Raw genomic sequence first — 24,698 nt, 5'->3', positions numbered from 1 at the left:
ATACTTTATATTATAAATTAATGTTAATATTTTGTCAATTGTAATTTGGAAAAAATTGAAAATTAAGGAGTGAATCTATGGGTTATCAATTAATTATTTTGGATATGGATGGAACGTTATTAAATAGTGACAAAGAAGTATCAGAAGAAAATAAGAAGGCTTTACAAAATGTTAAGGATATGGGAATGACTGTCGCCATTGCCACTGGAAGGATTTTTACCTCTGCAAGGTTTTATGCCAGGATGCTAGGTATCACAGCACCTATCATTGCTTGTAACGGTGCCCTCATACGAGATCATCAAACCAATGAGGTGGTTTATAGTAATCCCATTAGACTTGAGGATGCCATTGCCATTGCAAAGCTTTGTAAAGAGAAGGGGGTCTACTTTCACTTTTATAACCAAGAACAATTTTATATAGAGGAGCTTGGTTTTAGCTCTCTAAAGTATCATGACTGGAACGAGAGGCAAAATGAAAGTGATCGAATTCATATGGAAAAAATGACGAATGCTGTCGAATTTCTAACAAACAATGCCATCGAAGTACTAAAGTTTGTGATTATGGATGAGGACCCGAAAAAATTGAAGGAAATAAAAGAAGCCCTTGATGAAATGAAAACATTAGAAACGGATAAATCCTGGTACAACAATTTAGAGGTAATGAATAAAGGTGTTTCAAAAGGGAAGGCCATCAAAAGATTAGCTGAGATACTTCAAATTACCCAAGAAAAACGGATTGCCTTTGGGGACAACTATAACGACCTATCCATGAAAGAATCTGTAAGAACCTTTGTGGCCATGGAAAATGGAGAAGAATTTGTCAAGGAACGGGCTGATTATATTACAGCCAGCAATGACGAAAGCGGGGTAGCAAAGGGAATAAAAAAATATATATTGCTTTAGATACACTGATCTAGGAAGGTTGTGGGGAAATTGAAAAAGGAAATTGTATCATTGATTGAATGTAAAGACTATGACTATGATTTAGTAAAACAATCTGTGGTAAAGTCTTTTGAAAACTTAGGTGAGATCAGCAAATTTATCAATAAGGGAGATCGGGTACTACTAAAACTAAATCTATTAATGAAGAAAAAACCAGAGGATGCCACAACGACACATCCAATGTTCACAAAAGCCTTGGCAGAAATACTGATAAATTATGGAGCGGAAGTCATTATTGGTGATAGCCCAGGTGGGCCCTATAATATAAATCTGCTAAAGGGTGTCTATAGGGCATGTGGGATTGAAGAAATCGCAAATGAAGTAGGAGCTCAACTGAACTACAATACAAATGTGGTAGAGATTAAAAATGAAGAGGGATTGCTCTTGAAAAAAATAACTGCCATTGAAGTCTTGCAGGAGGTAGATAAAGTGATATCCGTTTCCAAACTAAAGACCCATGGTATGATGATGTTTACCGGTGCAGTTAAAAATATGTTTGGGATCGTGGCGGGGCTAGAAAAGGCAGAGTATCATGTGAGAATGCCTGGCAATGTAGATTTTTCTAATGCATTAGTTGATATATGTGTTGCTTCTAAGCCTGTGTTATCCTTTATGGATGGTATTATTGGGATGGAGGGAGATGGACCCAGTGCTGGAGACCCTAGACAAATTGGGGCTGTTATTGCATCTACAAGTCCATATCATTTAGACGTAGTCGCAACATCCATCATAGGCTTAATACCTGTGAAGGTACCGACAATTGAAAGATGTGTAGAAAGAGGTTTATGCAGAGGGACATTAGAGGATATAGAATTAAAGGGAGAAAATATAGATAAGTTTATGATAGATGATTTTATTGTGCCAGAAATAAGGAGTCTGGATTTATTAGAGGGAAAGCTACCTAAATTCTTAAGAGATATTTTAAATGGAGCTTTACAGCCTAGACCTGTATTTATTCATGATAGATGTATAGGCTGTCGTGATTGCGCAAATAGCTGTCCACCTGAAGTAATCAAAATGATAAACAAAAAACCTATTGTAGATCTACACGGGTGTATACGATGTTTTTGCTGTCAAGAACTATGCCCAGTAAAGGCTGTAGACATCCATCGCCCATTGCTGATGAAATGGCTGGCTAAGTTGTAAGATGTTAAAATGATAATAAGAATGACTTTGTAATGAGAAACAGTATGAAAAAAACAATTCAGAAAATATAGAAAAAGTACAAGTTTATTCGATATAAAAAAGGAAATTGAGGAAAAATATAGAAGTATAGTTAAGTAATGTCTCTTAGTATTATATTTTATATAAATTATAAGAGATAATTTTTTATCTAAATAAGGAGGTTGGAAAATGTTATTTAAAAGAAAACTGTTTGTATGCTTTTTGGTAGTAGCAATGGTATTTTCTACTGTAGGAGCCATTTTTGCTGTGGAAAATGTGGGAGAAGAAACAAAGATCATGATTTTACACACCAATGATATCCATGGTAGAGTGGTGGAAGACAGATTTGATGGGATGGGATTTGACAGAATTGCAACCCTAGTGAATCAATTTAGAAGTGAGAATGAGCATGTCCTATTATTGGATGCGGGAGATACTTTTCATGGAATGCCTATCGCCACCTTAGAAAGAGGAGAAAGTATCGTCCGTATCATGAATGAAGTAGAGTATGATGTGATGGTTGCAGGAAATCATGAGTTTAATTATGGGCAAGAAAGACTGTTAGAACTGGATGAAATGGCAAACTTTCCAGTGCTATCAGCCAATATTAAAAAGGAAGATGGGTCATATTTATTAACACCTTATATAATTAAAGAATTAAATGGTGTAAAGGTAGGTATTTTTGGTTTAACTAGCCCAGAAACACTATTCAAAAGTCACCCTGCAGGAACAGTAGGACTAACCTTTGTAAATCCTGTAGAAGCAGCTAAAGAAATGGTAGAAGAATTACAGGATGAAGTTGATGTGATTATAGCCTTGGCTCATTTAGGAACAGATGAAAGTACAAAATATGAAGAGCGAAGCTCTGCTGTTGCTGAGGAAGTAGAAGGAATACATTTAATTGTAGATGGACATAGTCATTCCTTGTTTGAAGAAGGATTATTGGTAGGAAATACATTAATCGTAAGTGCTGAGGAGTACGGAAAGAATCTTGGCGTAGTAGAAATTACCATGAAGGACGGTCAGGTGGATAGTATTACTGCAAGTGTTATTTTAAAAGAAGAAGCAATGGAACTAGAGCAAGATCCTACTGTTAAAGAAGTGGTAGATACGATTATTGAAGAACAAAAATTAATACTCTCAGAAGTTTTGGGTACGACGACTGTACATCTAGAGGGTGAAAGAGAAACTGCTAGAGCAGGAGAAACAAACTTAGGAAACTTAATTACCGATGCCATGCAAGATGCAACTGGTGCTGATTTTGTAGTGACAAACGGAGGTGGAATACGAGCTTCTATTGCTGAAGGTAAGATTACTAGAGGCGATGTAATCACAGTATTACCTTTTGGAAATGTAGTGGTAACAAAGGAAATCAAAGGTTCTGCAGTGAAGGAAGCATTGGAAATCGGCTCAAAAGGATATCCAGAGCCGTCGGGTGCCATACTTCATGTAGCTGGGATGAGTTATACAATCGATCCGAATCAACCAGAAGGTGAGAGAGTGATCGACATTATGATTCAAGGAGAACCATTAGATTTAGAAAGAGATTATTTGATGGCTACAAATGATTTCTTAGCTGCTGGCGGAGATGGATATACGATGTTCGTTGAAGCGCTAACGATAACAGATTATATGTCAATGGACGAAGCTGTAATGGAATATATTCAAGAAAAGCAAGTGGTAGCACCACAGGTGGAAGGTAGGATTAATGGAGTAGCGTTAGAAATAGTAGAAGAGCCAGTAATAGAGGAACCAGTTGTTGAAGAACCAGTAGTAGAGGAACCAATAGTAGAAGTACCGGTGGTAGAAGAACCAGTAGCGGAAGTTCAATATATCATTTATATCGTTCAACCAAATGACTGGTTATCTAGAATCGCAGTGGAATACAATATGAATTGGGAAGAGCTACAAGTATTAAATGAAATTAGAAATGCAGATTTAATCTTCCCAGGACAAGAGCTTAGAATACCAGTACAATAATGTTTTGATTGATAACTAAAAATTTCTGCCAATAAAGCGTAATCTTAATTGATTACGCTTTAAATTCTCTAATTGTGATAATCCCCATCTGATAATAATCACTGTCAGGTAATTATTGGTATGTTTTTAAATATAAGGAAGGTAAAAACATTTTCTTGTAGAAGAGTATAAATACCATTATTAGTATGATTTTCTACTAAAAATGAGTAATTCTCTAGGGGGATAAGTATGAGAAAAGATTTTAAAAGGATTGGGAGTTTTTTATTAGTATTTGCACTAATTATTGGTTTGATGGTACCATTCAATGTCGTACATGCTGCAGAACAGGTGACAATCACTGTACTGGCAACCAGTGACATTCATGGAGCCCTTTATAATTGGAACTATGAAGACAGCAGAGAAGATAATCGTGGTGGAATGGTTAAACTTGCAACAATCATTAAAGAAGTTCGAAAAGAGAATCCAAACACAATATTAGTAGACAATGGAGATACCATTCAGGGATCATTGCTGACAGACGATTTATACAATACCATTTTAATCGATGAACCACATCCCATTATTGAAGCCATGAACCTAATGGGTTATGACTCTATGACTCTAGGAAATCATGAATTTAATTTTGGCTTAGATTTAATCCAAAAAATTGAGAAAGAAGCAGATTTTCCAATGTTATCAGCTAACATCTTCAATAAAGAAGATGGCAGTTACTTTGTAACACCTTATACAATTAAAGAAGTAGCTGGAATCAAAGTAGGAATTATTGGATTGACAACACCCAATATTCCAAGATGGGATGGACCAAGGGTTACCTCTTTGGATTTTAGAGCCATGCATAAAGAAGCTGAAAAGGTTTATCAAAAACTAATGGAAGATGAAGGCGTAGATATTGTCATTGCGACAGCCCATTCTGGTTTAGAAGGAAGACATGATAATGAAGGTTCAATGGCCAAATTAGTTGCTGAAAGAATTCCACAACTAGCTGCCTTTATTGTAGGACATGATCATGACACCAAGGACCTTAAAGTTAATGGTGTGCCTGTGGTAGGCCCAACAAATGCAGCAAGAGAAATTGCTAGAGTAGATATTACCCTTGAAAAGCAAGGAGATCAATGGATTGTTGTGGCACAGGAAACAGAAATTATTAGTGCTGAAGCATATGAAGTAGATGCAGAGCTAGCAGAAGCCCTGAGACCAGCTCAAGAAACAACTTTAGAATTTATTAGTAAACCAGCAACAGTAGCAACAGCAAGCTTTGTTCCTGAATATGAAATTAAAGATATGAGTATGCCATCAGCTCAATTGATGGATTCAGCAGTCATTGACTTAATCAATAATGTTCAACTACACTTTGTTCCGGATGCAGACATAGCTGCAGCCGCATTGTTTGCCAGTGAGTCAAATATCAAAGAGGGACCTGTGGCCTATGGTGATATATTTGGAATCTATAAATACCCAAATACATTGTACGGTGTTGAAGTAACAGGTGCTGAATTAAAAAACTATATGGAATGGTCAGCTAGTTATTACAATACATATAAGCCGGGAGACATTACCATTAGCTTTAATCCTGACATTCGTGGATATAATTATGATATGTTCCAAGGCGTAGACTACAAGGTTGACATTTCACAAGAACCTGGCGACAGAATTGTTGATTTAACTTTTAATGGCGAATCAGTCATGGATGATGATACATTTAACCTGGCCATTAACAATTATAGATACAATGGTTTATTAGATAGTGGAATCATCAGTAACGATGCTTATTTTATTTCTGACCCCAAATCATTAAGAAGCTATATCTTTGATTATATTAGTGAGATGGAGACCATTGATCCAGAGGTTGACAACAACTGGGAGATTATTGGAGCAGACTTGAGTCATCGGGCTAGACAGGATGCAGTGAATTTAATCAATAAAGGAATTATTGATGTTCCTGCCCATGAAAGATCATGGAACTCACATAGTATTAACTTAGAAGAGCAGGTTACTCGAGGAGAGTTTGTTGAAGCATTAGTGAGAACATTAGAAATAGACCTACCTGAAATAGAAGAACTAGAGAACTACAGATTTACAGATGTAGATGAGGCTTTAGCACCTTATGTAGAAGCAGCATACAATTTACAAATCACAAGTGGTATAAGCCAGTCACTTTTTGGAACAAGCGAGAAAATTAATCGAGAGCAAGCCTTTGTCTTCTTGATTAGAGCGCTAAATTTGGCCCATGAGTATAATGTAGAAGCATTGAATGAGTTTAGTGATTATGGTGTCATTAGTGACTGGGCTTATGAAGAATTAGCAGCAGCAGTAGAACTAGGATTCACATCAGGTAATCCCGATGGCACATTAGCCCCTCGAGAGATCATTAAACGTGGGGAAATGGCACAAATATTAAATATATATTTAAATAACTAGTCATTAGCGTTAATGTAAGCCAGAATTTGTCATCCTGAGTGGAGTGAAACGAAGTCGAAGGATCTATAACTAAAAAAATGTCCCCAGTCTATTGACTAGGGGCATTTTTGTAACCTCTTAAGGAGTAACTCATTTCCTTATTAATTTTATCAAGCTAGCTACAGGATGTTTAAAAATAAAATTTAAACAAATAATAAGGTTAAAATAGTAAGGAATATGGAGGAATGAAATTGCGTGTTAAAAGAGTAAAGGAACCCATTGTCAGCATTACGACTAATCGTGAAGAACAGCAATCCATAGTAGAGGCACTTAAACTTCTTCCCATAGATCAACTGATTCGGAAAGGTGATCGCGTTGTGATTACACCAAACTGGGTAAAAGCCAATCCAACCTACACAGGGACAGTTGTTGGGCCAGAAACCCTAAGGGAATTGATTCAATTTATCAAGGGGAAAGAAGCTAAAGAAGTGATTATTGCAACTGGGTCTGGAGGGGACGATACAGTAAAGGTTTTTAAAGAGATCGGTTATGACAAAGTGATCGCTGAAGAAGGAGTGACATTTGTAGACTTGAATTATGGCCCCTATGTGGAAATTCCATTAGAGCATGATCTGATTCCTAAAACAAAAATCAATGAACTGATTACAAGAATCGATGTACTCATAAGCTTTACCCAATTAAAACAACATGAAGAGGCTACAATCAGTGCCAGTATTAAAAACATGGCTTTAAGTTGGCCGCCGGCAGAGATTCATGGTTTTCCTAAAAAACAGCTAGGGATTCATGAGGATTTACATGGTTTTATTGTAGCCATGGCAAAAAAAATACCCATTGATATTGCTATTATTAGTGTGGATAAAGCCATGATTGGAACAGGGCCATCCGATGGTAAAGCTGTTGATACCAAAGGATTGGTAATCGCTGCTACGGATGCCATCGCTGCCGACGCAGTAGGGGCCAGGCTCTTGGGTTTTTTGCCCCAAGCCGTACAGTATCTATATGCCCTTCATCATGCTAAAGTAGGAGAGGCAGACCCTAAAAACATGACAATAAAAGGAATGACCCTAGAAGAGGCTGAAAAGCACTTTTCTAAGGCCGCATATGGTCAAGAAATTGTCTTAGATAAAAACAATCAAATTAAAGATATTCATGGTAATCAAGGCAAGTAAGACTACTTAAGAGAATAAACAATGGAAAAGGTGCCTGGTCCACAATGGCTAGATATAACACAACCGGCAGTTGTCATCAGAATTTCCTCAATGTCAAGGGTCTTCTCAAGTTCACTCTTTAAATACCCAGCATCTTTTGGGCAGAAAGAGTGATTAATGATCACCCTTTTAGGATTTAACTTCTCTTGGTCTGCATAAATCCTATCTAGCATGGCTTTGATAAGACGCTCTCTTTTGCCACGAACTTTTTGATCTAACAAGATCTTACCACCATCTACCTTAAGTATCGGTCTAATCTTTAAGATACTACCGAAAAAATTTGAAGCAGCAGAGCATCGGCCACCCTTGTGAAGATAATCTAGAGAATCAACAGCAAAATAAGTGGTCACCTTAGGGATCAAATGACGGATTTCAGTGGCAACTTCATGAAGAGGCTTTTCTGTTTTAACAAGATCCAAGGCTTCTATCACCAATAAGCCGATCCCAGCAGATAAATTAAGGGAATCAATCACTTCTATTCGACCCTCCGGGAATTCAGAGGCAGCAATTCGTGCATTTTGAATGGTTGATGAAAGCTTAGAAGAAAGCCCTATGTAGAGAATATCCATTCCTTGATCAATATAAGATTCAAATACATTACGAAAGTCTACGGGTGAGGGGGCAGCGGTTTTAGGAAGTGCCTTGGTGGCCTTAACCTTGTCATATAACACTGCGGGTGTCATGTCAATACCATCCCTGTATGTATGGTCATCAAAACTGATATATAAAGGGATGACCGGAATTTTCTCTTTTTCAAGGAGACTTAATGGTAAGTCACTGGTACTGTCTGTGATAATTTTAATCAGATTCATTTTTTCACCCCTATAAAATGTTTTGCTTTATACTCTATATTACTAAAGATCAAAGAAATATAAAAGTTTTTATGATAAAAAATAAAGAAATAATCCACTAGTAGATAGGCTAGTGGATTATTCGTTAGTTATGTCTGTAAAAAAAGATGATTGTACAGATAAAATGTTATACTAGTCTAACTTGATGATACACTTTTTTTCCTTTTTTAATCATGAGGGTGTCATCTTCTAAAAAACTGCTTTGGTTGATGACTGCTTCAATTTCTACTATTTTTTCATCATTTATCGAAATGCCACCCTGTTGTACCAGGCGTCGACCTTCACCGCGAGATGAAGCCAGTTGGAGTTTTGTAAGTAGGGTTAAGACATCAATGCCATCAATAAACTCGGATTTTGGTAGTTCCGTAGAGGGAAAAGAACCTCCTAAGGCACCCTTGCTAAACAAGGCTCTAGCAGCCTCTTGGGCCCTGCGAGCCTCCTCTTCTCCATGAACTAAAGAAGTGACTTCAAAGGCTAATGTTTCCTTGGCTTGATTGATCTCAGATCCTTCTAAAGTAGCCAGTCGATTGATTTCTTCCATAGATAGAAATGTCAGTAGACATAGGCACTTTCGAACATCTGCATCGCCTACATTACGCCAGTACTGGTAAAAATCAAAGGGAGAGGTTTTATTGGGATCTAACCAAATCGCACCGGATTCAGTTTTACCCATTTTCTTTCCTTCGCTGGTGGTGAGCAGTGTGAAGGTCATACCATAGGCTGATTCTCCCTCGACACGGCGGATTAAATCCGTTCCAGCAATGATATTAGACCACTGGTCATCTCCACCTAGCTGAAGACGACAATTGTGTCTTCTGAAGAGTTCTAGGAAATCATAGGATTGCATGATCATGTAGTTAAACTCTAAAAAGGAAAGTCCCTTCTCCATACGACTTTTAAAGCATTCAGCCGTAAGCATACGATTGACAGAAAAATGCTTTCCGATCTCTCGGATAAATGGAATGTAATTTAAACTCATCAGCCAATCTGCATTGTTAACGGTTATTCCTTTGTTTTCACTAAAATCTAAAAATCGTTTGGTTTGCTCCATGAAGCAGTCAACATTATGCTGAATGGTTTCTGGAGTCATCATTTTACGCATATCTGTTTTGCCTGAGGGATCTCCGATCATGGCAGTACCGCCACCGGCTAAAAAGATAGGTATGTGACCAGCCTTTTGCATATGAGACATGACCATAAGCTGTAAAAAATGACCTACGTGTAGACTATCGGCTGTGGGGTCAAATCCCACATAGAAGGTAATCGGTTCCTTCCCCAGAAGCTGTTGAATTTCATCTTCATGTGTGGCTTGTGCAATAAAGCCTCTTTCCTTTAAGATATCAAATACATTTGACATGTGATAACCTCCCTAATCAGTAATCAGAACTTTCCTACCATATAAAAAAGGACCCTTCTTATCCTAGAGCTAAGGACGAGAGGACCCGTGGTACCACCTTAATTTACATCATGTCTATGTGGGGCTCAAAACACAATGTCTTAAACCAATAACGGCTGGTAACCGTCGAAGCTTTCACTTCGAAACTCCAGAGTGTAATTCATCCTGCCATGTGCTGCAAACCTTTCACCAACCGGATTGCTCTCTAAATTGTAACCATGGGGACTACTGAGTTCTTTCATCGTTTGATTATTCATTGTCTATTATTTTTATCCTATATTATCACAAATATGCGTATAAAGGCAAGAAAGGAAAATAAAAAGCAAAAAACATTTTAGTTTTGGATATTTTGGGTAAGGTTAAGTTAGCGAAATCTTTTGTGCCGACAACTAATAAAGCTTTGAATTGATTGAAATATTCTGTATAATGAACGAAAAGTGTTAAATTATAAGGAGGTTTTTTGATGCTTAAAAAATTATTTATTCCAGGTCCCGTTACTGTTTCTGAAGATGTATTAGAAAAAATGGGGACACAAATGATTGGTCATCGAAGCAAGGATGCTTCTGTATTGCAGCGAAGTGTTTCTGATAAAATGCGTCAACTGATGTACACAAAAAATGAAATATTGTTATCTACTTCCTCAGGTAGTGGATTAATGGAAGGTGCCATTCGATCTTGCACTCAAAAAAGAGCTGCAGTTTTTTCTGTGGGGGCATTTGGTGATCGTTGGTTTAAAATGGCTAAGGCCAATGGCGTTCCTGCAGATAAATTTTCTTCTGAGATGGGGCAACCCACCACACCAGAAATGGTAGAAGCAGCGCTATCAACAGGAAAATATGATTTAATTACAATAACCCATAATGAAACCTCTACAGGGGTCATGAACCCTGTGGCAGAGATCGCTGAAGTGATCAAAAGGTATCCAGATGTGATTTTTTGCCTTGATACAGTAAGTTCCTTGGCGGGAACAAAAATTCCCGTAGATGAATTAGGTGTGGATATTTGCATCGCATCAACACAAAAGTGTCTGGGACTCCCTCCAGGATTAGCGGTTTGTTCTTTCTCACAAAAGGCATTAGATGCTGCTCGGAAAGTGGAAAACAGAGGCTTGTATTTTGATCTCGTAGAACTATATGACTATATTCAAAAAAAGGATTATCAATATCCCTCCACTCCATCTATTTCTCATATGTATGCCTTAGATTATCAATTAACAAAAATTTTAGACGAAGGTCTAGACAAACGATTTGCTAGACATTTGGAAATGGCAAAATATGTTAGGGAATGGGCTGCGGAAAATTTTGCGTTATTACCAGAGGAAAAATATGCTTCTAACACCCTGACCACAATAAAGAATACCAAGGAAATCAGCATTAAGGATTTAAATGGTAAATTAGGTGAAAAGGGATATGCGATTTCAAATGGTTATGGTGATTTAAAGGATAAAACCTTCCGAATTGCCCATATGGCAGATACAACATTAGATGAAATCAAAGAATTATTAACAATAATTGATGAAATCATGAAAGAATAATGGAGGTGTTATCATGCCTAGAATATTAGTAAATGATAAAATAGATCAAAAGTCATTAGATGCAATTAGTGCAATGGGAATAGAATTAACCGTCGAAAATTATCCCGCTGATGAATTGAAGAAGCAAATAAAAGAATATGATGGTATTATTGTTCGCTCTGCCACAAAGGTGACTCAGGAAATAATTGATGAGGCCCTGGAAACAGGAAAGCTCAGGCTGATTATTCGAGCTGGCGTGGGTCTAGATAATATAGATGGTGCCTATGCAATGAAAAATGGGATAACTGTTAGAAATACCCCTGATGCCAGTAAAGTATCTGTAGCTGAGCTTACAATCGCTCATATGTTAATGATTGCACGAAAGCTACAACAATCTAATGTCACCATGCGTCAAGGAAAATGGTTGAAAAAAGAGTATAGAGGAGTTGAGATTGAAGGAAAAACCTTAGGATTAATAGGCTTTGGTCGAATTGCTAAAATAATTGCTCAAAGAGCTGCAGCCCTAGGAATGAAGGTTGTATATAATACAAGATCTGGAAAGGTACAGGGCTTCGATGAATTTAAATATTTATCAAAAGAAGATCTCATTCAATCAGCAGACTTTATTTCCCTACATGTGCCTCATTCTCAGGAAGCGGGAGCAGTCATAGCTAAAAAAGAATTTGATATGATGAAGGATGGTGTATATGTACTCAATTGTGCCAGAGGTGGTGTCATTTGTGAAGCATCCTTGCTAGAAGCACTAGACAGTGGGAAGGTGGCAGCTGCAGCTCTAGATGTATTTGAAGAGGAACCAGTGAAGAATGAAGCAATTTACCTGCATGAAAAAATATCACTTAGCCCTCATATTGGTGCTTCAACGGCAGAAGCCCAAGAAGGAGTTGGCAAAGAAATTGTTCAGATAATTAAAGAATTTTTTAAGATTTAAAATGCATATGCTTAGCAATACACATAAGACAAATAGACGAAGTAAATTTTCTTCAAGGAGATGATTAAATGGCAATTGTAAAGCCCTTTAAGGGAGTAAGACCCAATCCATCCGTAGCCCATAAAGTTGCAGCACTTCCCTATGATGTAATGAATAGAGAAGAGGCAAAGAAAATGGCCCAAGGAAATCCCCAGAGCTTTCTTCATGTAAGTCGAGCTGAAATTGATCTAGATGACGATGTCAGTCCCTATGGTGATGTGGTTTATCAGAAGGCTGCAGAAAATTTAAAGGATATGATGAAGCAGGGTGTTCTAATTCAAGATGAAGCACCAAAATATTATATATATAGACAAATCATGGATGGCAGAGGACAAACAGGACTTGTTGCATGTGCATCTATTGATGAATACTTAAATGATGTAATCAAGAAGCATGAATTTACTAGACCTGTTAAAGAAGTTGATCGAATTAATAATTTCGATTTTTGTAATGCCAATACAGAACCAGTATTCTTTGCGTACCGAGCACAAAAGGAAATTAATAAGATCATAAAAGCGTGGACTGATGGAAATGAGCCGGTGTATGATTTTACTTCGGAGGATGACATTGGTCATATTCTGTGGGTGGTAGATGACTTAGAGAAAATAGATGCCCTGGAGAAGCTCTTTAAGGATGTACCTTATCTTTATATTGCAGATGGACATCATAGAACAGCTTCAGCTGTAAAGGTTGGATTAAAAAGAAGAGAAGCGAACCCTGATTACACTGGAGACGAAGCCTATAACTTTATGATGACAGTGATCTTTCCAGATGATGAACTGCTAATTATGGACTATAACCGAGTGGTACAGGATTTAAATGGTCTCGAAACAGATGAATTTTTAGAAAAAGTGGCTAAGGCCTTCCATGTCCAGAAGTGGCAGGGAGAAGGACCCTATAAGCCTGAGGCAAGACATGACTTTGGGATGTACCTGGAAAATAAGTGGTATAAGCTGACAGCGAAGAATGAAGTCATTAATGAAGATGACGATACAGAGCGTTTAGATGTGAGTATCCTTCAGAAAAATTTACTGAATCCCCTACTGGGAATAGAAGACCCTCGTACCGATAAGCGAATTGACTTTGTGGGTGGCATTAGAGGTCTAAAAGAGCTTGAGAAAAGAGTGAAGCATGACATGAAGATTGCTTTTTCATTATATCCACCATCAATGGATGAGCTTTTTGCCATCGCAGATATTGGTCAGGTAATGCCTCCAAAATCTACTTGGTTTGAACCAAAGCTAAGAAGTGGTTTGTTTGTACATTTATTAGGATAGTTTAAAATCAATTATTTCTGTAAAACGCCTATCATTAGAACCATTGATGATAGGCGTTTTTGTGTTATACTCTATTTAAACCATAAGGAAAATATTTACTGGTATTTAAAAAGATGAGGGAGGAGAGTATATGAAGAAATTAAATGTAGGAATGATTGGATTTGGAATGTCTGGAAGAGTTTTTCATGGACCGATGATAACCAGTATGGATGAGTTCAATTTTAACAAAATTGTATGTAGTAGAGAAGCAACAGTGAAGGCAGCACGAGAAAGTTATCCTGAGGTACAGATCATTTCCGATGTGGATGAATTGATGGCAGATGACACAATCGATTTGATCATTGTGGCAACTCCTAATCTATCCCATTTTAAATTAGCCCAAAAGGCGTTGCTGGCTAATAAGCACGTGATTGTAGAGAAGCCCTTTACAGTGACCTCTGCAGAGGCTGATGAGTTGATTGAGTTGGCCAAGAAACAAGAAAAAATAGTAACCGTATACCAAAATAGAAGATGGGATAGTGATTTTCAAACAATAAAACAAGTGATTGAGAATGGACTATTGGGGAATATAGTGGAATACGAAGCTCACTTTGATCGATTTAGAAACTATATTAAAGCTGGATGGCGCGAAGAACAACTTCCAGGATCTGGGATGCTGTATGATTTGGGAAGTCATTTGATTGATCAAGCCCAATATTTGTTTGGATTACCCAAGGAAATCAGAGCAGACATTCGTGTCCAGAGAAAATGTGCTAAATGTGATGATAATTTTGAACTGGTTTTAGATTACGGTCAAGTGAAGGTAACTTTGAAATCGGGAATGTTAGTAAGGGAAGCATTGCCTCACTTTATTGTATTAGGAGATCAAGGATCATTTTTGAAATATGGTATGGATACACAGGAAGAGATGCTTAAAAAAGGTGAAACCCCAAAGACCATGGAGAATTGGGGAGCAGAGCCCGAAAGCATTTGGGGAACCATCAACACTGATGTAAATGGATTACATATAAAAGGCAAGATAGAGAGTTTAAATGGAGATTATAGAGGGTTTTATCATAATGTGTACAAGGCAATTATGGGAAAAGAAGAATTGATAGTGAAGCCAGAAGAAGCAAGAAATACAATTAAAATCATTGAACTGGCTATGAAAAGCAACAAGGAGAAAAGAACCATCGAATTTAAATGATCCTGATCACTCTACAGAATTATTGACACCCTCAAACTCGATGGTATTTCTATCTTATTTGAGGGTGTATTGTATGACTACGGAGTCTGTGTATCTTCTGTTTGGTTATGGATGAATTTGTCATCTCCAGTGGTTTTTACATGCAGTTTTTCTTTTTTTAGAGTTGTTTCAATTTGCTTCATCTCGTGAAACTGTTTGTTATCAATACTCACATTTTCTAAAATAACAGGATGTTTAGTGATTTCAATGTGTTCTTCACTGATGGGAATTCTGATTGTGTCAGCTTGGCTCTGTTCTTTACCATCGAAGACCTGCTTTTCAATTACAATCTCCTCTCTAACAACAGGAACAGTAACTGTTTTTTCCTCCGTTATCACCTCTTTATATATATGAACCTCTCCAGTTTTTACCTTATTTGTACATATATCTAATTTTTCTTCCCGGAGTTGTCGCTTGATATCGTCGAAGTCTAATGGAACCCCCTATCGTTTTCTTCATCTTCATCTTTTATTTTAGCATTACCCTCTTTATTGACATGGGCATCTTCTTTTTTCAGCGTTGCTTCTATATGTCTTGTATCTTCTACTTGGCGCTTATGGGCTTCAATTTCTCCCGTTATCACAGTGTGTTTATCTACTTGAACCTGGTCCTCACTGATGGGAATGTGAATCGTTTCTTCGTCAGTAATAGGAGAATCACTGGATTCATTATTGATTGAATGTCTTTCTATAATCACTTCTTCATGACTTACAGGCACATCAACTATCTTTTGTTCTTCAACAATTTCTTTACTAAGCTCCACCTCGCCTACTTGAACGCGGTTTTTAGAAATATCCAATTCTTCACGACGAAGACGAAGCGATTTGTCATCGACGTTTCGGGCTTTATCCTCTTCTTTTTCTATTTTGTCGTCATCACTTCCAAAAATTCCAAAAAATTTGCTCATAGTTACCTCCTGTAATGATCTTATTTTTTATTATCAGTTATATTTTGTGCTTTATATAGATTCAATATGCATAACTAATTTTGCTAATGAAGATGATGTTTACAGCTCCTGGTATAAAAAAGATCCTATTTAAAAATAATAAGGACTATTATACTTATGGCGTTTTTGTTTATAGACACTGATATTTCTACTTTAAACTAAACCGTAAGCGTAAACAATTAACGATTAGAGTTAAGGAAGGAGATCATGCTTAATGAGAAAAAGAGTAAAGGATATGATGTTTTTTGTGCTGATTTTATCACTAGTCCTTGCGACGTCGGGCTGCGCACCTGAAGAAGCAGGCGAGGAAAGAGGGGAAGTGAGAGAGGACACTTCATTTGCAGGGAGATATGTTGGGTATTCATGGCAGGGAGAAGTCACTGGGACTGCCTTTGAAGACACAGAACAGTTCGTAGAAACCATATTGGATCTCGATGAAAATGGCGTGATTCAAAATGCAAAAATGGTTTTTTTTGTCCAAAAAGAAGGGTTTTGGATCCCTCGGCAAAGTGGAAATGCCTATGTGGATGTAGACTTTTCAGTAGACCCTAAACCGGCAGTACCTGGTGAAGATTATGAACCAGGAGAATCAATGTTTACTATTTACACTGCAGACATGATGGCTTTCTACGCTGTTGCAGTAGATGAGCCAGGAGTCGTTGCAGTTGCAATGGTAGATCCCATTACAAGATACCAATTTGATAAAAAGTTTCCCCAAGATTTTGATTTTCAAATTCCAGTAAGTGAGTTGACAATCGGAAGTTCTGAGGTGGTGCCAACCATAAGAACTTCAGCTGGAGGACTCATGAAGCCCGATGAGTGGGAGACGCTATCAGATCAAACCATTTTTAACATTAACCCATGGTCTCATGTGGTGAACGATGTAGGTATATTACAAGGGGTCAACGAATCATCTTCCACACAAGCGTTTCTTGAAGCCCTAGGAGTTGAATTTGATGGCGAAGAACCACAACCAATGAATGTTGCCTATGGGTATTTTGGTATGGGTGGATGGGATGGTAATTATGGCGCCATTGAAGAATCTCTTAGAGGCCAGGATGCAACAGAAAAGACATCCTTAATAGATTGGTCCATTCCACGCTATGCCGGCGCAGTCAACGAAGAAAATATCTTTGGGGTTGATGTTGAATCAGGTGCAACACGTACAGTGCAGAACTCTATCGACGGTATTTCCGGTGCAACAACGCGAATGTCAAGAGAATCCACTTCGTATCAACGGGCATTGGTGGAAGCAGGTATCATTAATGAAGAAGACGTGATCGTAGGAAGATTCTAAAAACATAGGTTTCTAATTCTCTGTGAAAATGTCTCAAAATAAGTAGTAACTAGATAAACCAAGATATCGAAATAAAGTCTCCCTTTATGGTATAATGGTTTATCCTTATTTGAATTAGTGAAGTAAAGGTGTAGAGAAAAAGTTTGGAAGAATGGGAGGCAGTCGAATTGGCTTTACATGTTGTATTACTTGAACCAGAAATTCCCCAAAACACAGGAAATATTGCTAGAACCTGCGTTGCTACAGGAGCAACTCTTCATTTAATTGGTCCCATGGGTTTTTCAATAGATGAAAAACAGGTAAAAAGAGCAGGGCTAGATTATTGGGAGCTGTTAGATCTTAATTACTACGATCGTTATGCAGACTTTTTAGAGAAAAATAAGCACCCAAAGGTTTATTGTGCCACAACAAAGGCGCAAAAAAACCACAGTGAGGTTGCGTATCCTCAGGATGATACATATATCATGTTTGGAAAGGAAACAGCAGGGATCCCTAAAGAAATATTAAAAGACCATGAAGAGACATGCATTCGAATTCCCATGGTGGACATCGAACGGGCTCGTTCTTTAAATCTATCCAATGCAGTTTCAATTGTGGTCTATGAAGTATTACGACAATGGGGATATTCAAATATGAGGTAGTGTTATTGCTACGAAAAAGCATCAAAGTTGAGAGCGTTAAACAACTTTGATGCTTTTATTTTTATGAACTAAAGAATTTAGGTTATAAATAGTACAACAAGAAAATATTGTAAATTATATAGATAAGTTATACAATAAAATAAAAGCACCCCTATTAGGAGGTTGGCTATGAAAAAAATTCAAATCATCGCAGATAGTATGCTTGATATACCAAAGAATATAATGAAAGCATATAATATTAAAATAGCACCATTAAGGATTCATTTTGAGGGTGGGGAGTATCGGGATGGAGTAGACTTGAGTCCCCAGCTCTTTTATGAAAAACTATCAGAAGCAAAGGAATTACCGAAAACATCTCAAGTGTCACCAAATACATTTATACAAATGTTTAACGAAGCAATTCAGGAGGGATATGAAGTGATTTGTATTAATGGATCTTCTAGAGCCAGCGGAACCCATCAGTCAGCCATCATTGCGAAAAATGAAATTGACAGCCCGTTGATTGATGTCGTTGATACCATGGGATTAAGTATGGGGGGAGGATTGTTGGTCTATGAAGCTGCCAAAATGGTAGGGGCAGGAAAGGAAAGAAAAGAAATCGTTGAAACACTCCTTGCCTTAAGGGACCGAGTAGATCATATTTTCACAGTGGATACATTGGAATATTTAAAGATGGGTGGACGATTAAATCCGATGAAAGCAACCATTGGAACTATTTTAAGTGTAAAACCAATTCTAACCGTAACTGAGGGCCTAGTGGATTCATTAGATAAGGTAAGGGGAAGCAAAAGGGTTATGGGAAAAATGATTGAGTTAGCTAAAGAAAGAGGAGGAGATTTTCATGAGCAAACCATGGTTTTGGCCCATGCAAATAGACCCGATATTCTGGAAACTTTTAAGGCAAAAGTAATAGCGGAACTAAATCCAAAAGAAGTACTTACAGCTGAGATTGGTGGTACAGTAGGAACCCATGCTGGTCCTGGTACATTAGCTATTTTTTACTATAAAAAAGTGAAATAGAAGGTAGTTGAGATTTTTTGTATTTAAGGCAGAATAATTTGAATTTATCGTGACAATCAATTCACTATCAAATGACAAAAAATGCTTTACATTCTAGTATATAGTTGATATAATTTTAACGAGAAGAGCTACTCGTAAAGTTTACTAATCAGTAATACTATAGCAACAATAGTTACTACTAATAGGAAAAAGATAAATGATTAAAAAAATAGATATTCTGCACTTCTATAATAAATGATAATAAAAAAAATATCGAAATCTGGAAGAAGAATGTGGGAGAGATTCGATCAAGGCCTAAGAAACCATAGGTAATGATTGGACGCCGAAGGAAGAAGCTAGAGAAATTGCCCTTTTCTAGTGAAAATCTCAGGCAAAAGGACCGTATTTGGACAGAACTCTGGAAAGCGATTTTTCACCGAAGGAGCAACTCCTCATACATTGAGGAAGAATCTCTCAGGTACAAAAACAGAGATGACTTTTGGCAACGGGCTGTTGACATAAGTTTCTCTGTTTTTGTTTTGCCATTTTCGTGTATAGTCAATCTTTGGAAAGGCAATAAATTAAAGAGTAATACTAGATGATTAGAATAAATTACAGTGGAAATACATAGGTCACATTGTATGAGAGGGGACGTTAAAGTTGAAGGCTATCATTGTCACCAATAATCCTAGAGTAAAGGAAAAGTATAGTCAGATTTATCAAGTGGTGTTTGAAGAAGGAAGCGTCTTAGATGTGTTAAGACAGGTCCGGGATTATATTCATCGAGGACATGAACTACTAACCCACCCATTATCAGGAAGCGTTAAGCCTAATGAGTCACCCTATAAAAGTGTCTTAGTCTCTACAATGGCTGAAACAGTAGAACTAAACTCAGTTAGAATCATAGAAGGAAGCATGGAAACCGCACAGAAATTGATTAATATGAAAACGATTCCGCGTTGGAGTGAAAAAGTACTCCAAGATTTTCAAGTGATAGACTGTTCATTGATTGACAGTGGCATTGAAAGTATGACACAATTTTAATGATGTTAAATTAACTGGTTCTAAAAGCAAGACAAAAAGGACTAAATAAATTAAAAGAAGTTAAGGAGTGGAAAACATGGAAAATGTTTATGATGTTGTAATTATTGGAGGGGGTCCTGCGGGACTATCAGCTGGGCTTTATGCAGCAAGAGGAAAAATGACTACTTTAATTCTAGAAAAAGAAAAGACCGGTGGCCAAATTGCCACAACTGAAGAAGTGGCGAACTACCCTGGTTCAATTACAGATGCCACAGGTCCCGCATTAGTTGCCAGAATGGTTGAGCAATGTAATGAATTTGGAGCAAAAATTGAAAAGGACACAATTAAAGAAGTTAAGTTAGAGGGAAAAATTAAGATTTTAGTAGGAGAAAAGAATACATATCATGCAAAGTCTATTATTGTAGCTCCAGGAGCCAGTCCAAGACTTTTAGGTGTACCAGGAGAAAAAGAGTTAACAGGTAAAGGGGTATCTTATTGTGCCACCTGCGATGGCGATTTCTTCACAGATTTTGAGGTGTTTGTCATTGGTGGAGGAGACTCTGCGGTTGAAGAAGCAATGTTTATTACAAAATTTGCCCGTAAGGTAACCATTGTTCATAGAAGAGAAGAACTTAGGGCAGCTAAGTCTATTCAAGAAAAAGCATTTAAGCACCCTAAAATTGATTTTATTTGGAATACAACAATCAAAGAAATTAAAGGTGATGGGTTAGTTGAATCAGTTGTATTTGAAAACCTAAAAACTGGGGAAATTACAGAGCATCATGCAGATGAAGAAGATGGCACATTTGGTATTTTTATGTTTGTGGGATATATTCCCCAAACCGACTTGTTTAAAGGTATGTTAGACATGGATCGTACAGGTTACATCGTGACAGATGATAATATGAAGACCAATGTCCCAGGGGTATTTGGAGCAGGGGACTGTCGGGTCAAGTCATTAAGACAGGTTGTAACTGCAGTATCAGATGGGGCCATTGCAGCTGTACAAGCAGAAAAATATATTGAAAATAATTTCGAAGAGTAAAGCTTGATTCGTAATTAGGTGAAATTAAAAATCAAATTAATGTCTCCTTTGTACTTCTGGTTTAGAGGAGATAGATAAAATGAATGCGATGTTAAGGAGGTGAAAAGATGCTAGCAGTGGATAAAGAAACTTTTGAACAAGAAGTGTTAAAGGCAGAAGGATATGTTTTGGTTGATTTTTGGAGTGACGGATGCGAACCATGCAAGGCTTTAATGCCTGATGTTGAAGCATTAGAGGCACAGTATGGAGACAAAGTGAAATTTGTTAAGCTAAACACAACTCAAGCCAGAAGATTGGCAATAAAAGAAAAGGTACTTGGACTGCCAACAATTTCCATGTATAAAGATGGAGTTAAGGTGGAAGAAGTAACTAAGGATGCAGCAAACAAGGAAAATATTGAGGCAATGATTACAAAAAGCTTATAAGGCTCTACTGGCCTATGGCATGAACGTTCAAACTATAGGCCTGATCAATAAAGGGAGGTGAAGATTGTGCGCTTAGAATTAGGTAAGATTTTCATCAAAGATGTACAGTTTGGTAACGCATCGAAAGTGGAAAATGGCGTGCTGTATGTCAATAAGGATGAAATGATAAAAGAAATTGGCGGAGATGAACACATCAAGAGCATTGAAATTGGGTTAGCACATCCGGGTGAGGAAATTAGAATTACACCTGTTAAAGATGTCATTGAACCAAGAGTTAAGGTGGAAGGTCCCGGTGGTATTTTCCCAGGGATACTAAGTAAAGTTGAGACTGTTGGAACTGGACGCACACATGCTTTGAAGAATGTAGCTGTTGTGACTGCTGGTAGCATTGTTGGATTCCAAGAAGGTATTATTGACATGACGGGTCCAGGAGCAGAATACACACCATTTTCACAAAACCATAACATTGTTGTTGTTTGTGAACCGGTAGATGGTTTAAAGCAATACGATCATGAAGCGGCTGTGAGAATGATTGGACTAAAGTCAGCTCAATACTTAGGTGAGCTAGCAAGAAGTCTTCAACCAGATGAAGTACAAGTATATGAAACACAACCAATCTTTGAATCAGTTAAGAAGTATCCTGACTTACCTAAAGTGGGTTATGTATACATGCTTCAAACCCAAGGACTTTTACATGACACCTACGTATATGGTGTAGACGCTAAGAAAATTGTGCCAACACTGTTGTATCCAACAGAAATCATGGATGGTGCAATTATCAGTGGAAACTGTGTATCTGCTTGTGATAAAAACCCAACCTATGTCCATCAAAACAATGGAATCATTGAAGAACTTTATGAAAAGCATGGTAAAGAGATCAATTTCGTGGGTGTTATCATCACCAATGAAAATGTTTACCTGGCTGACAAAGAAAGATCTTCAAATTGGACTGCCAAATTATGCAAATATTTAGGGCTAGATGGTGCCGTCGTTTCACAGGAAGGCTTTGGAAATCCTGATACAGATTTAATTATGAACTGCAAGAAAATTGAAGCAGAGGGAATTGACACAGTTATCGTAACTGATGAATATGCGGGACGAGATGGTGCATCTCAATCATTAGCAGATGCAGATCCAGTGGCTAATGCGGTTGTAACCAATGGAAATGCAAATGAAGTGATTGTTTTACCACCAATGAAAAAAATAATCGGAAGCACACAATATGTTGATGTGATTGCCGGTGGATTTGATGGAAGCTTAAGAGCAGATGGTAGTATCGAAGTAGAAATCCAAGCAATTACTGGAGCCACCAATGAAACAGGATACGTAAAGCTGTCTTCAAAGGGATACTAGTAGAAAAATTACTAATATTTGTCAGCAGATAAACGTTTGCAATTAATCGAAATATCTAAAAATAAAATTTCAAAACGAAAGGATGGTACTTAATGAGTTTATTTGATGGAAAAAAAGTCATCATAATTGGTGATAGAGATGGAATTCCTGGTCCAGCTATGGAAGAATGTCTAAAGGGTACAGGGGCGGAAGTTGTCTACTCTTCTACAGAGTGTTTTGTCTGAACCGCTGCAGGTGCTATGGACCTAGAGAATCAAAAGAGAGTAATGGATCTAACTGAAAAGCATAATGCTGAAAATGTAGTTGTTATTTTAGGAGCAGCAGAAGCAGAGGCTGCAGGATTAGCAGCTGAAACAGTTACCAATGGAGATCCAACTTTCGCAGGGCCATTAGCAGGAGTCCAGTTAGGACTAAGAGTTTATCATGCAGTAGAGCCTCAATTTAAAGATGCAGTAAATGCTGAAGTATATGAAGATCAAATCGGCATGATGGAAATGGTGCTTGAGGTTGATGCCATCATTGAAGAGATGAGCAATATCAGAAATGAATTTGGTAAATTTAAAGACTAAGAGATCCTTTTATAAAAATAAATATTTTCCCAAAAATAGAGAGGGGGGAAAGCATGAGCAAAAAGAGAGTTGTTCATTATATTAATCAATTCTTCGCCGGGATTGGTGGAGAAGAAAAAGCGGACATAAAGCCAGAAGTAAGAGAAGGTATTGTAGGACCAGGAATGGCTTTAGAGAGCGCATTAAAAGATGAAATAGAAATAGTTGCAACGATTATTTGCGGTGATTCCTATTTTAACGAAAACGTAGAAGAAGCAAAGGCTGAAGTCATAAAGATGGTAAAGCAGTATAAGCCTGATCTATTTATTGCAGGCCCTGCTTTTAACGCCGGACGCTATGGTGTTGCATGCGGAACCATTGCTAAGGAAGTAAATGATCAGTTAGGAATCCCTGTATTAACAGGAATGTACCCAGAAAACCCAGGTGCAGATATGTATAAAAAGAGTGTTTACATTATAGAAACTGGTAATTCTGCGGCAACAATGAGAAAAGCCATTCCAGCTATGGCCGCTCTTGCCCTTAAGATGTTAAAAGGAGAATCAATTGGTTCTCCAGAAGACGATAAATATATTTCCCGAGGAATCAGGAAGAATTACTTCGCCGAAGAGAGAGGCGCTAAGCGTGCAGTTGATATGCTGATGAAGAAGTTAAATAAAGAAGACTTCGTAACGGAATATCCAATGCCAGACTTTGATCGCGTAGAGCCAAATCCAGCAGTGAAGGACTTAAGTACTGCGAAGATCGCATTGGTTACATCTGGCGGTATTGTACCAAAGCATAACCCAGATAGGATTGAATCTTCTAGTGCATCTAAATATGGAAAATATGATATTTCACAGTTTAAGGATTTAACGGAAGCAGATCATGAAACCGCTCATGGTGGCTATGATCCTACCTATGCCAATACAGATCCTGATCGTGTTTTACCAGTAGATGTATTAAGAGACTTAGAAACAGAGGGCATCATTGGCAAATTACACAAGTACTTTTACACAACAGTGGGTAATGGGACTTCAGTTGGAAGCTCTAAACTCTTTGCAGCTGAATTTGCAAAGGAATTAGTGGCTGATGGTGTGACCGCCGTTATCCTCACATCTACGTGAGGCACCTGTACACGTTGCGGTGCAACGATGGTGAAAGAGATTGAAAGAGCAGGAATTCCTGTAGTACACATGTGTACAATTGTACCCATTTCCTTAACGGTTGGAGCGAATCGAATTGTACCCACAATTGCAATTCCACATCCATTAGGAAATCCAGCATTAGATGAAAAAGATGAAAAGAGCTTACGAAAAAAATTAGTTGTAAAAGCCCTAAAGGCCTTAACAACTGAAGTTGATGGTCAAACAGTATTTGAAGATTAATGAACCCATCAATATGACTAGATAAATGAAAGACATAAATAGATGGGTGATTAGGGTCACCCATCTATTTAAATA

22 protein-coding genes, 2 riboswitches and 1 other annotated feature are annotated in these 24,698 nt (G+C 37.6%); of the genes, 18 read left to right on the top strand and 4 right to left on the bottom strand.

Annotation, left to right across the window (positions count from 1 at the left end):
- The first annotated feature begins 77 nt into the window (after positions 1 to 77).
- From AMET_RS17745 to AMET_RS17725, 5 genes are all read left to right on the top strand, one after another.
- The gene (locus AMET_RS17745) at positions 78 to 902 is read left to right on the top strand and encodes a Cof-type HAD-IIB family hydrolase (RefSeq protein ID WP_012064694.1); all 825 of its coding nucleotides are present in this window, start codon (positions 78 to 80) and stop codon (positions 900 to 902) included.
- Positions 903 to 923: 21 nt separating this feature from the next.
- The gene (locus AMET_RS17740) at positions 924 to 2,087 is read left to right on the top strand and encodes a DUF362 domain-containing protein (RefSeq protein WP_012064693.1); all 1,164 of its coding nucleotides are present in this window, start codon (positions 924 to 926) and stop codon (positions 2,085 to 2,087) included.
- A gap of 207 nt (positions 2,088 to 2,294) precedes the next feature.
- Entirely contained in the window at positions 2,295 to 4,085 is a 1,791-nt protein-coding gene (locus AMET_RS17735) for a 5'-nucleotidase C-terminal domain-containing protein (RefSeq protein WP_012064692.1), read from the top strand.
- Positions 4,086 to 4,313: 228 nt separating this feature from the next.
- Complete coding sequence (locus tag AMET_RS17730; protein WP_012064691.1) at positions 4,314 to 6,503, top strand: 5'-nucleotidase C-terminal domain-containing protein; 2,190 nt, start codon at positions 4,314 to 4,316, stop codon at positions 6,501 to 6,503.
- A 224-nt stretch (positions 6,504 to 6,727) separates the two neighbouring features.
- Positions 6,728 to 7,672: a DUF362 domain-containing protein gene (locus AMET_RS17725; RefSeq protein WP_012064690.1), complete on the top strand. Its 945-nt coding sequence runs from the start codon at positions 6,728 to 6,730 to the stop codon at positions 7,670 to 7,672.
- 2 nt (positions 7,673 to 7,674) lie between these two features.
- Here AMET_RS17725 and AMET_RS17720 read toward each other — a convergent pair whose 3' ends face one another.
- Complete coding sequence (locus AMET_RS17720) at positions 7,675 to 8,523, bottom strand: DegV family protein (RefSeq protein WP_012064689.1); 849 nt, start codon at positions 8,521 to 8,523, stop codon at positions 7,675 to 7,677.
- Positions 8,524 to 8,689: 166 nt separating this feature from the next.
- Positions 8,690 to 9,919 (bottom strand): tyrosine--tRNA ligase, encoded by a 1,230-nt coding sequence (gene tyrS / locus AMET_RS17715; protein WP_012064688.1) that lies wholly within the window; start codon positions 9,917 to 9,919, stop codon positions 8,690 to 8,692.
- Between the two features lie 68 nt (positions 9,920 to 9,987).
- Positions 9,988 to 10,209, bottom strand: a binding site (T-box leader).
- 212 nt (positions 10,210 to 10,421) lie between these two features.
- Between tyrS and AMET_RS17710 the strand changes: the two genes are divergently transcribed.
- From AMET_RS17710 to AMET_RS17695, 4 genes are all read left to right on the top strand, one after another.
- Entirely contained in the window at positions 10,422 to 11,492 is a 1,071-nt protein-coding gene (locus tag AMET_RS17710; RefSeq protein ID WP_012064687.1) for a pyridoxal-phosphate-dependent aminotransferase family protein, read from the top strand.
- Between the two features lie 13 nt (positions 11,493 to 11,505).
- The gene (locus AMET_RS17705) at positions 11,506 to 12,420 is read left to right on the top strand and encodes a D-2-hydroxyacid dehydrogenase (protein ID WP_012064686.1); all 915 of its coding nucleotides are present in this window, start codon (positions 11,506 to 11,508) and stop codon (positions 12,418 to 12,420) included.
- A 68-nt stretch (positions 12,421 to 12,488) separates the two neighbouring features.
- Complete coding sequence (locus AMET_RS17700) at positions 12,489 to 13,736, top strand: DUF1015 domain-containing protein (RefSeq protein ID WP_012064685.1); 1,248 nt, start codon at positions 12,489 to 12,491, stop codon at positions 13,734 to 13,736.
- A gap of 130 nt (positions 13,737 to 13,866) precedes the next feature.
- Positions 13,867 to 14,922, top strand: a complete 1,056-nt coding sequence (locus AMET_RS17695) for an oxidoreductase (RefSeq protein WP_012064684.1) — start codon at positions 13,867 to 13,869, stop codon at positions 14,920 to 14,922.
- Between the two features lie 77 nt (positions 14,923 to 14,999).
- Here the strand turns inward: AMET_RS17695 and AMET_RS17690 are convergent, their stop codons facing one another.
- Both AMET_RS17690 and AMET_RS17685 read right to left on the bottom strand, forming a co-directional pair.
- Positions 15,000 to 15,380: a YsnF/AvaK domain-containing protein gene (locus AMET_RS17690; RefSeq protein ID WP_049765300.1), complete on the bottom strand. Its 381-nt coding sequence runs from the start codon at positions 15,378 to 15,380 to the stop codon at positions 15,000 to 15,002.
- 11 nt (positions 15,381 to 15,391) lie between these two features.
- Positions 15,392 to 15,868: a YsnF/AvaK domain-containing protein gene (locus AMET_RS17685; protein WP_012064682.1), complete on the bottom strand. Its 477-nt coding sequence runs from the start codon at positions 15,866 to 15,868 to the stop codon at positions 15,392 to 15,394.
- Between the two features lie 253 nt (positions 15,869 to 16,121).
- On the opposite strand from AMET_RS17685, the gene AMET_RS17680 reads away from it, so the two are divergent.
- The 9 genes from AMET_RS17680 (at position 16,122) to grdB (ending at position 24,623) form a co-directional block, all read left to right on the top strand.
- A complete protein-coding gene (locus AMET_RS17680; protein ID WP_012064681.1) occupies positions 16,122 to 17,204 on the top strand; it encodes a hypothetical protein in 1,083 nt (360 codons plus the stop codon).
- A gap of 167 nt (positions 17,205 to 17,371) precedes the next feature.
- Positions 17,372 to 17,845 carry a tRNA (uridine(34)/cytosine(34)/5-carboxymethylaminomethyluridine(34)-2'-O)-methyltransferase TrmL gene (gene trmL, locus AMET_RS17675; RefSeq protein ID WP_041721004.1) on the top strand — a complete coding sequence of 158 codons (474 nt, stop codon included), beginning with the start codon at positions 17,372 to 17,374 and terminating at the stop codon, positions 17,843 to 17,845.
- 168 nt (positions 17,846 to 18,013) lie between these two features.
- A complete protein-coding gene (locus tag AMET_RS17670; RefSeq protein ID WP_012064679.1) occupies positions 18,014 to 18,865 on the top strand; it encodes a DegV family protein in 852 nt (283 codons plus the stop codon).
- Positions 18,866 to 19,128: 263 nt separating this feature from the next.
- Positions 19,129 to 19,257: riboswitch (glycine riboswitch) on the top strand.
- Between the two features lie 3 nt (positions 19,258 to 19,260).
- Positions 19,261 to 19,336, top strand: a riboswitch (glycine riboswitch).
- Positions 19,337 to 19,504: 168 nt separating this feature from the next.
- Positions 19,505 to 19,888 carry a GrdX family protein gene (locus AMET_RS17660; RefSeq protein ID WP_012064678.1) on the top strand — a complete coding sequence of 128 codons (384 nt, stop codon included), beginning with the start codon at positions 19,505 to 19,507 and terminating at the stop codon, positions 19,886 to 19,888.
- A 76-nt stretch (positions 19,889 to 19,964) separates the two neighbouring features.
- On the top strand, positions 19,965 to 20,912 hold the full coding sequence (gene trxB, locus AMET_RS17655) for a thioredoxin-disulfide reductase (protein ID WP_012064677.1): 948 nt from the start codon (positions 19,965 to 19,967) through the stop codon (positions 20,910 to 20,912).
- A gap of 107 nt (positions 20,913 to 21,019) precedes the next feature.
- A complete protein-coding gene (gene trxA, locus AMET_RS17650) occupies positions 21,020 to 21,337 on the top strand; it encodes a thioredoxin TrxA (RefSeq protein ID WP_012064676.1) in 318 nt (105 codons plus the stop codon).
- Between the two features lie 66 nt (positions 21,338 to 21,403).
- Entirely contained in the window at positions 21,404 to 22,690 is a 1,287-nt protein-coding gene (locus AMET_RS17645; RefSeq protein ID WP_012064675.1) for a glycine/sarcosine/betaine reductase component B subunit, read from the top strand.
- 92 nt (positions 22,691 to 22,782) lie between these two features.
- Positions 22,783 to 23,259: a glycine/sarcosine/betaine reductase complex selenoprotein A gene (grdA, locus tag AMET_RS17635; protein WP_012064674.1), complete on the top strand. Its 477-nt coding sequence runs from the start codon at positions 22,783 to 22,785 to the stop codon at positions 23,257 to 23,259.
- 53 nt (positions 23,260 to 23,312) lie between these two features.
- A complete protein-coding gene (grdB, locus tag AMET_RS17630) occupies positions 23,313 to 24,623 on the top strand; it encodes a glycine reductase complex selenoprotein B (RefSeq protein ID WP_012064673.1) in 1,311 nt (436 codons plus the stop codon).
- The last annotated feature ends 75 nt before the right edge of the window (positions 24,624 to 24,698 follow it).

It is taken from the genome of Alkaliphilus metalliredigens QYMF, assembly GCF_000016985.1.
In the GTDB taxonomy this organism is placed as follows: Bacteria; Bacillota; Clostridia; order Peptostreptococcales; family Natronincolaceae; genus Alkaliphilus_A; species Alkaliphilus_A metalliredigens.
The sequence above is the reverse complement of the archived record's forward strand: the minus strand, read 5'-3'. Positions and strand labels throughout refer to the sequence as shown.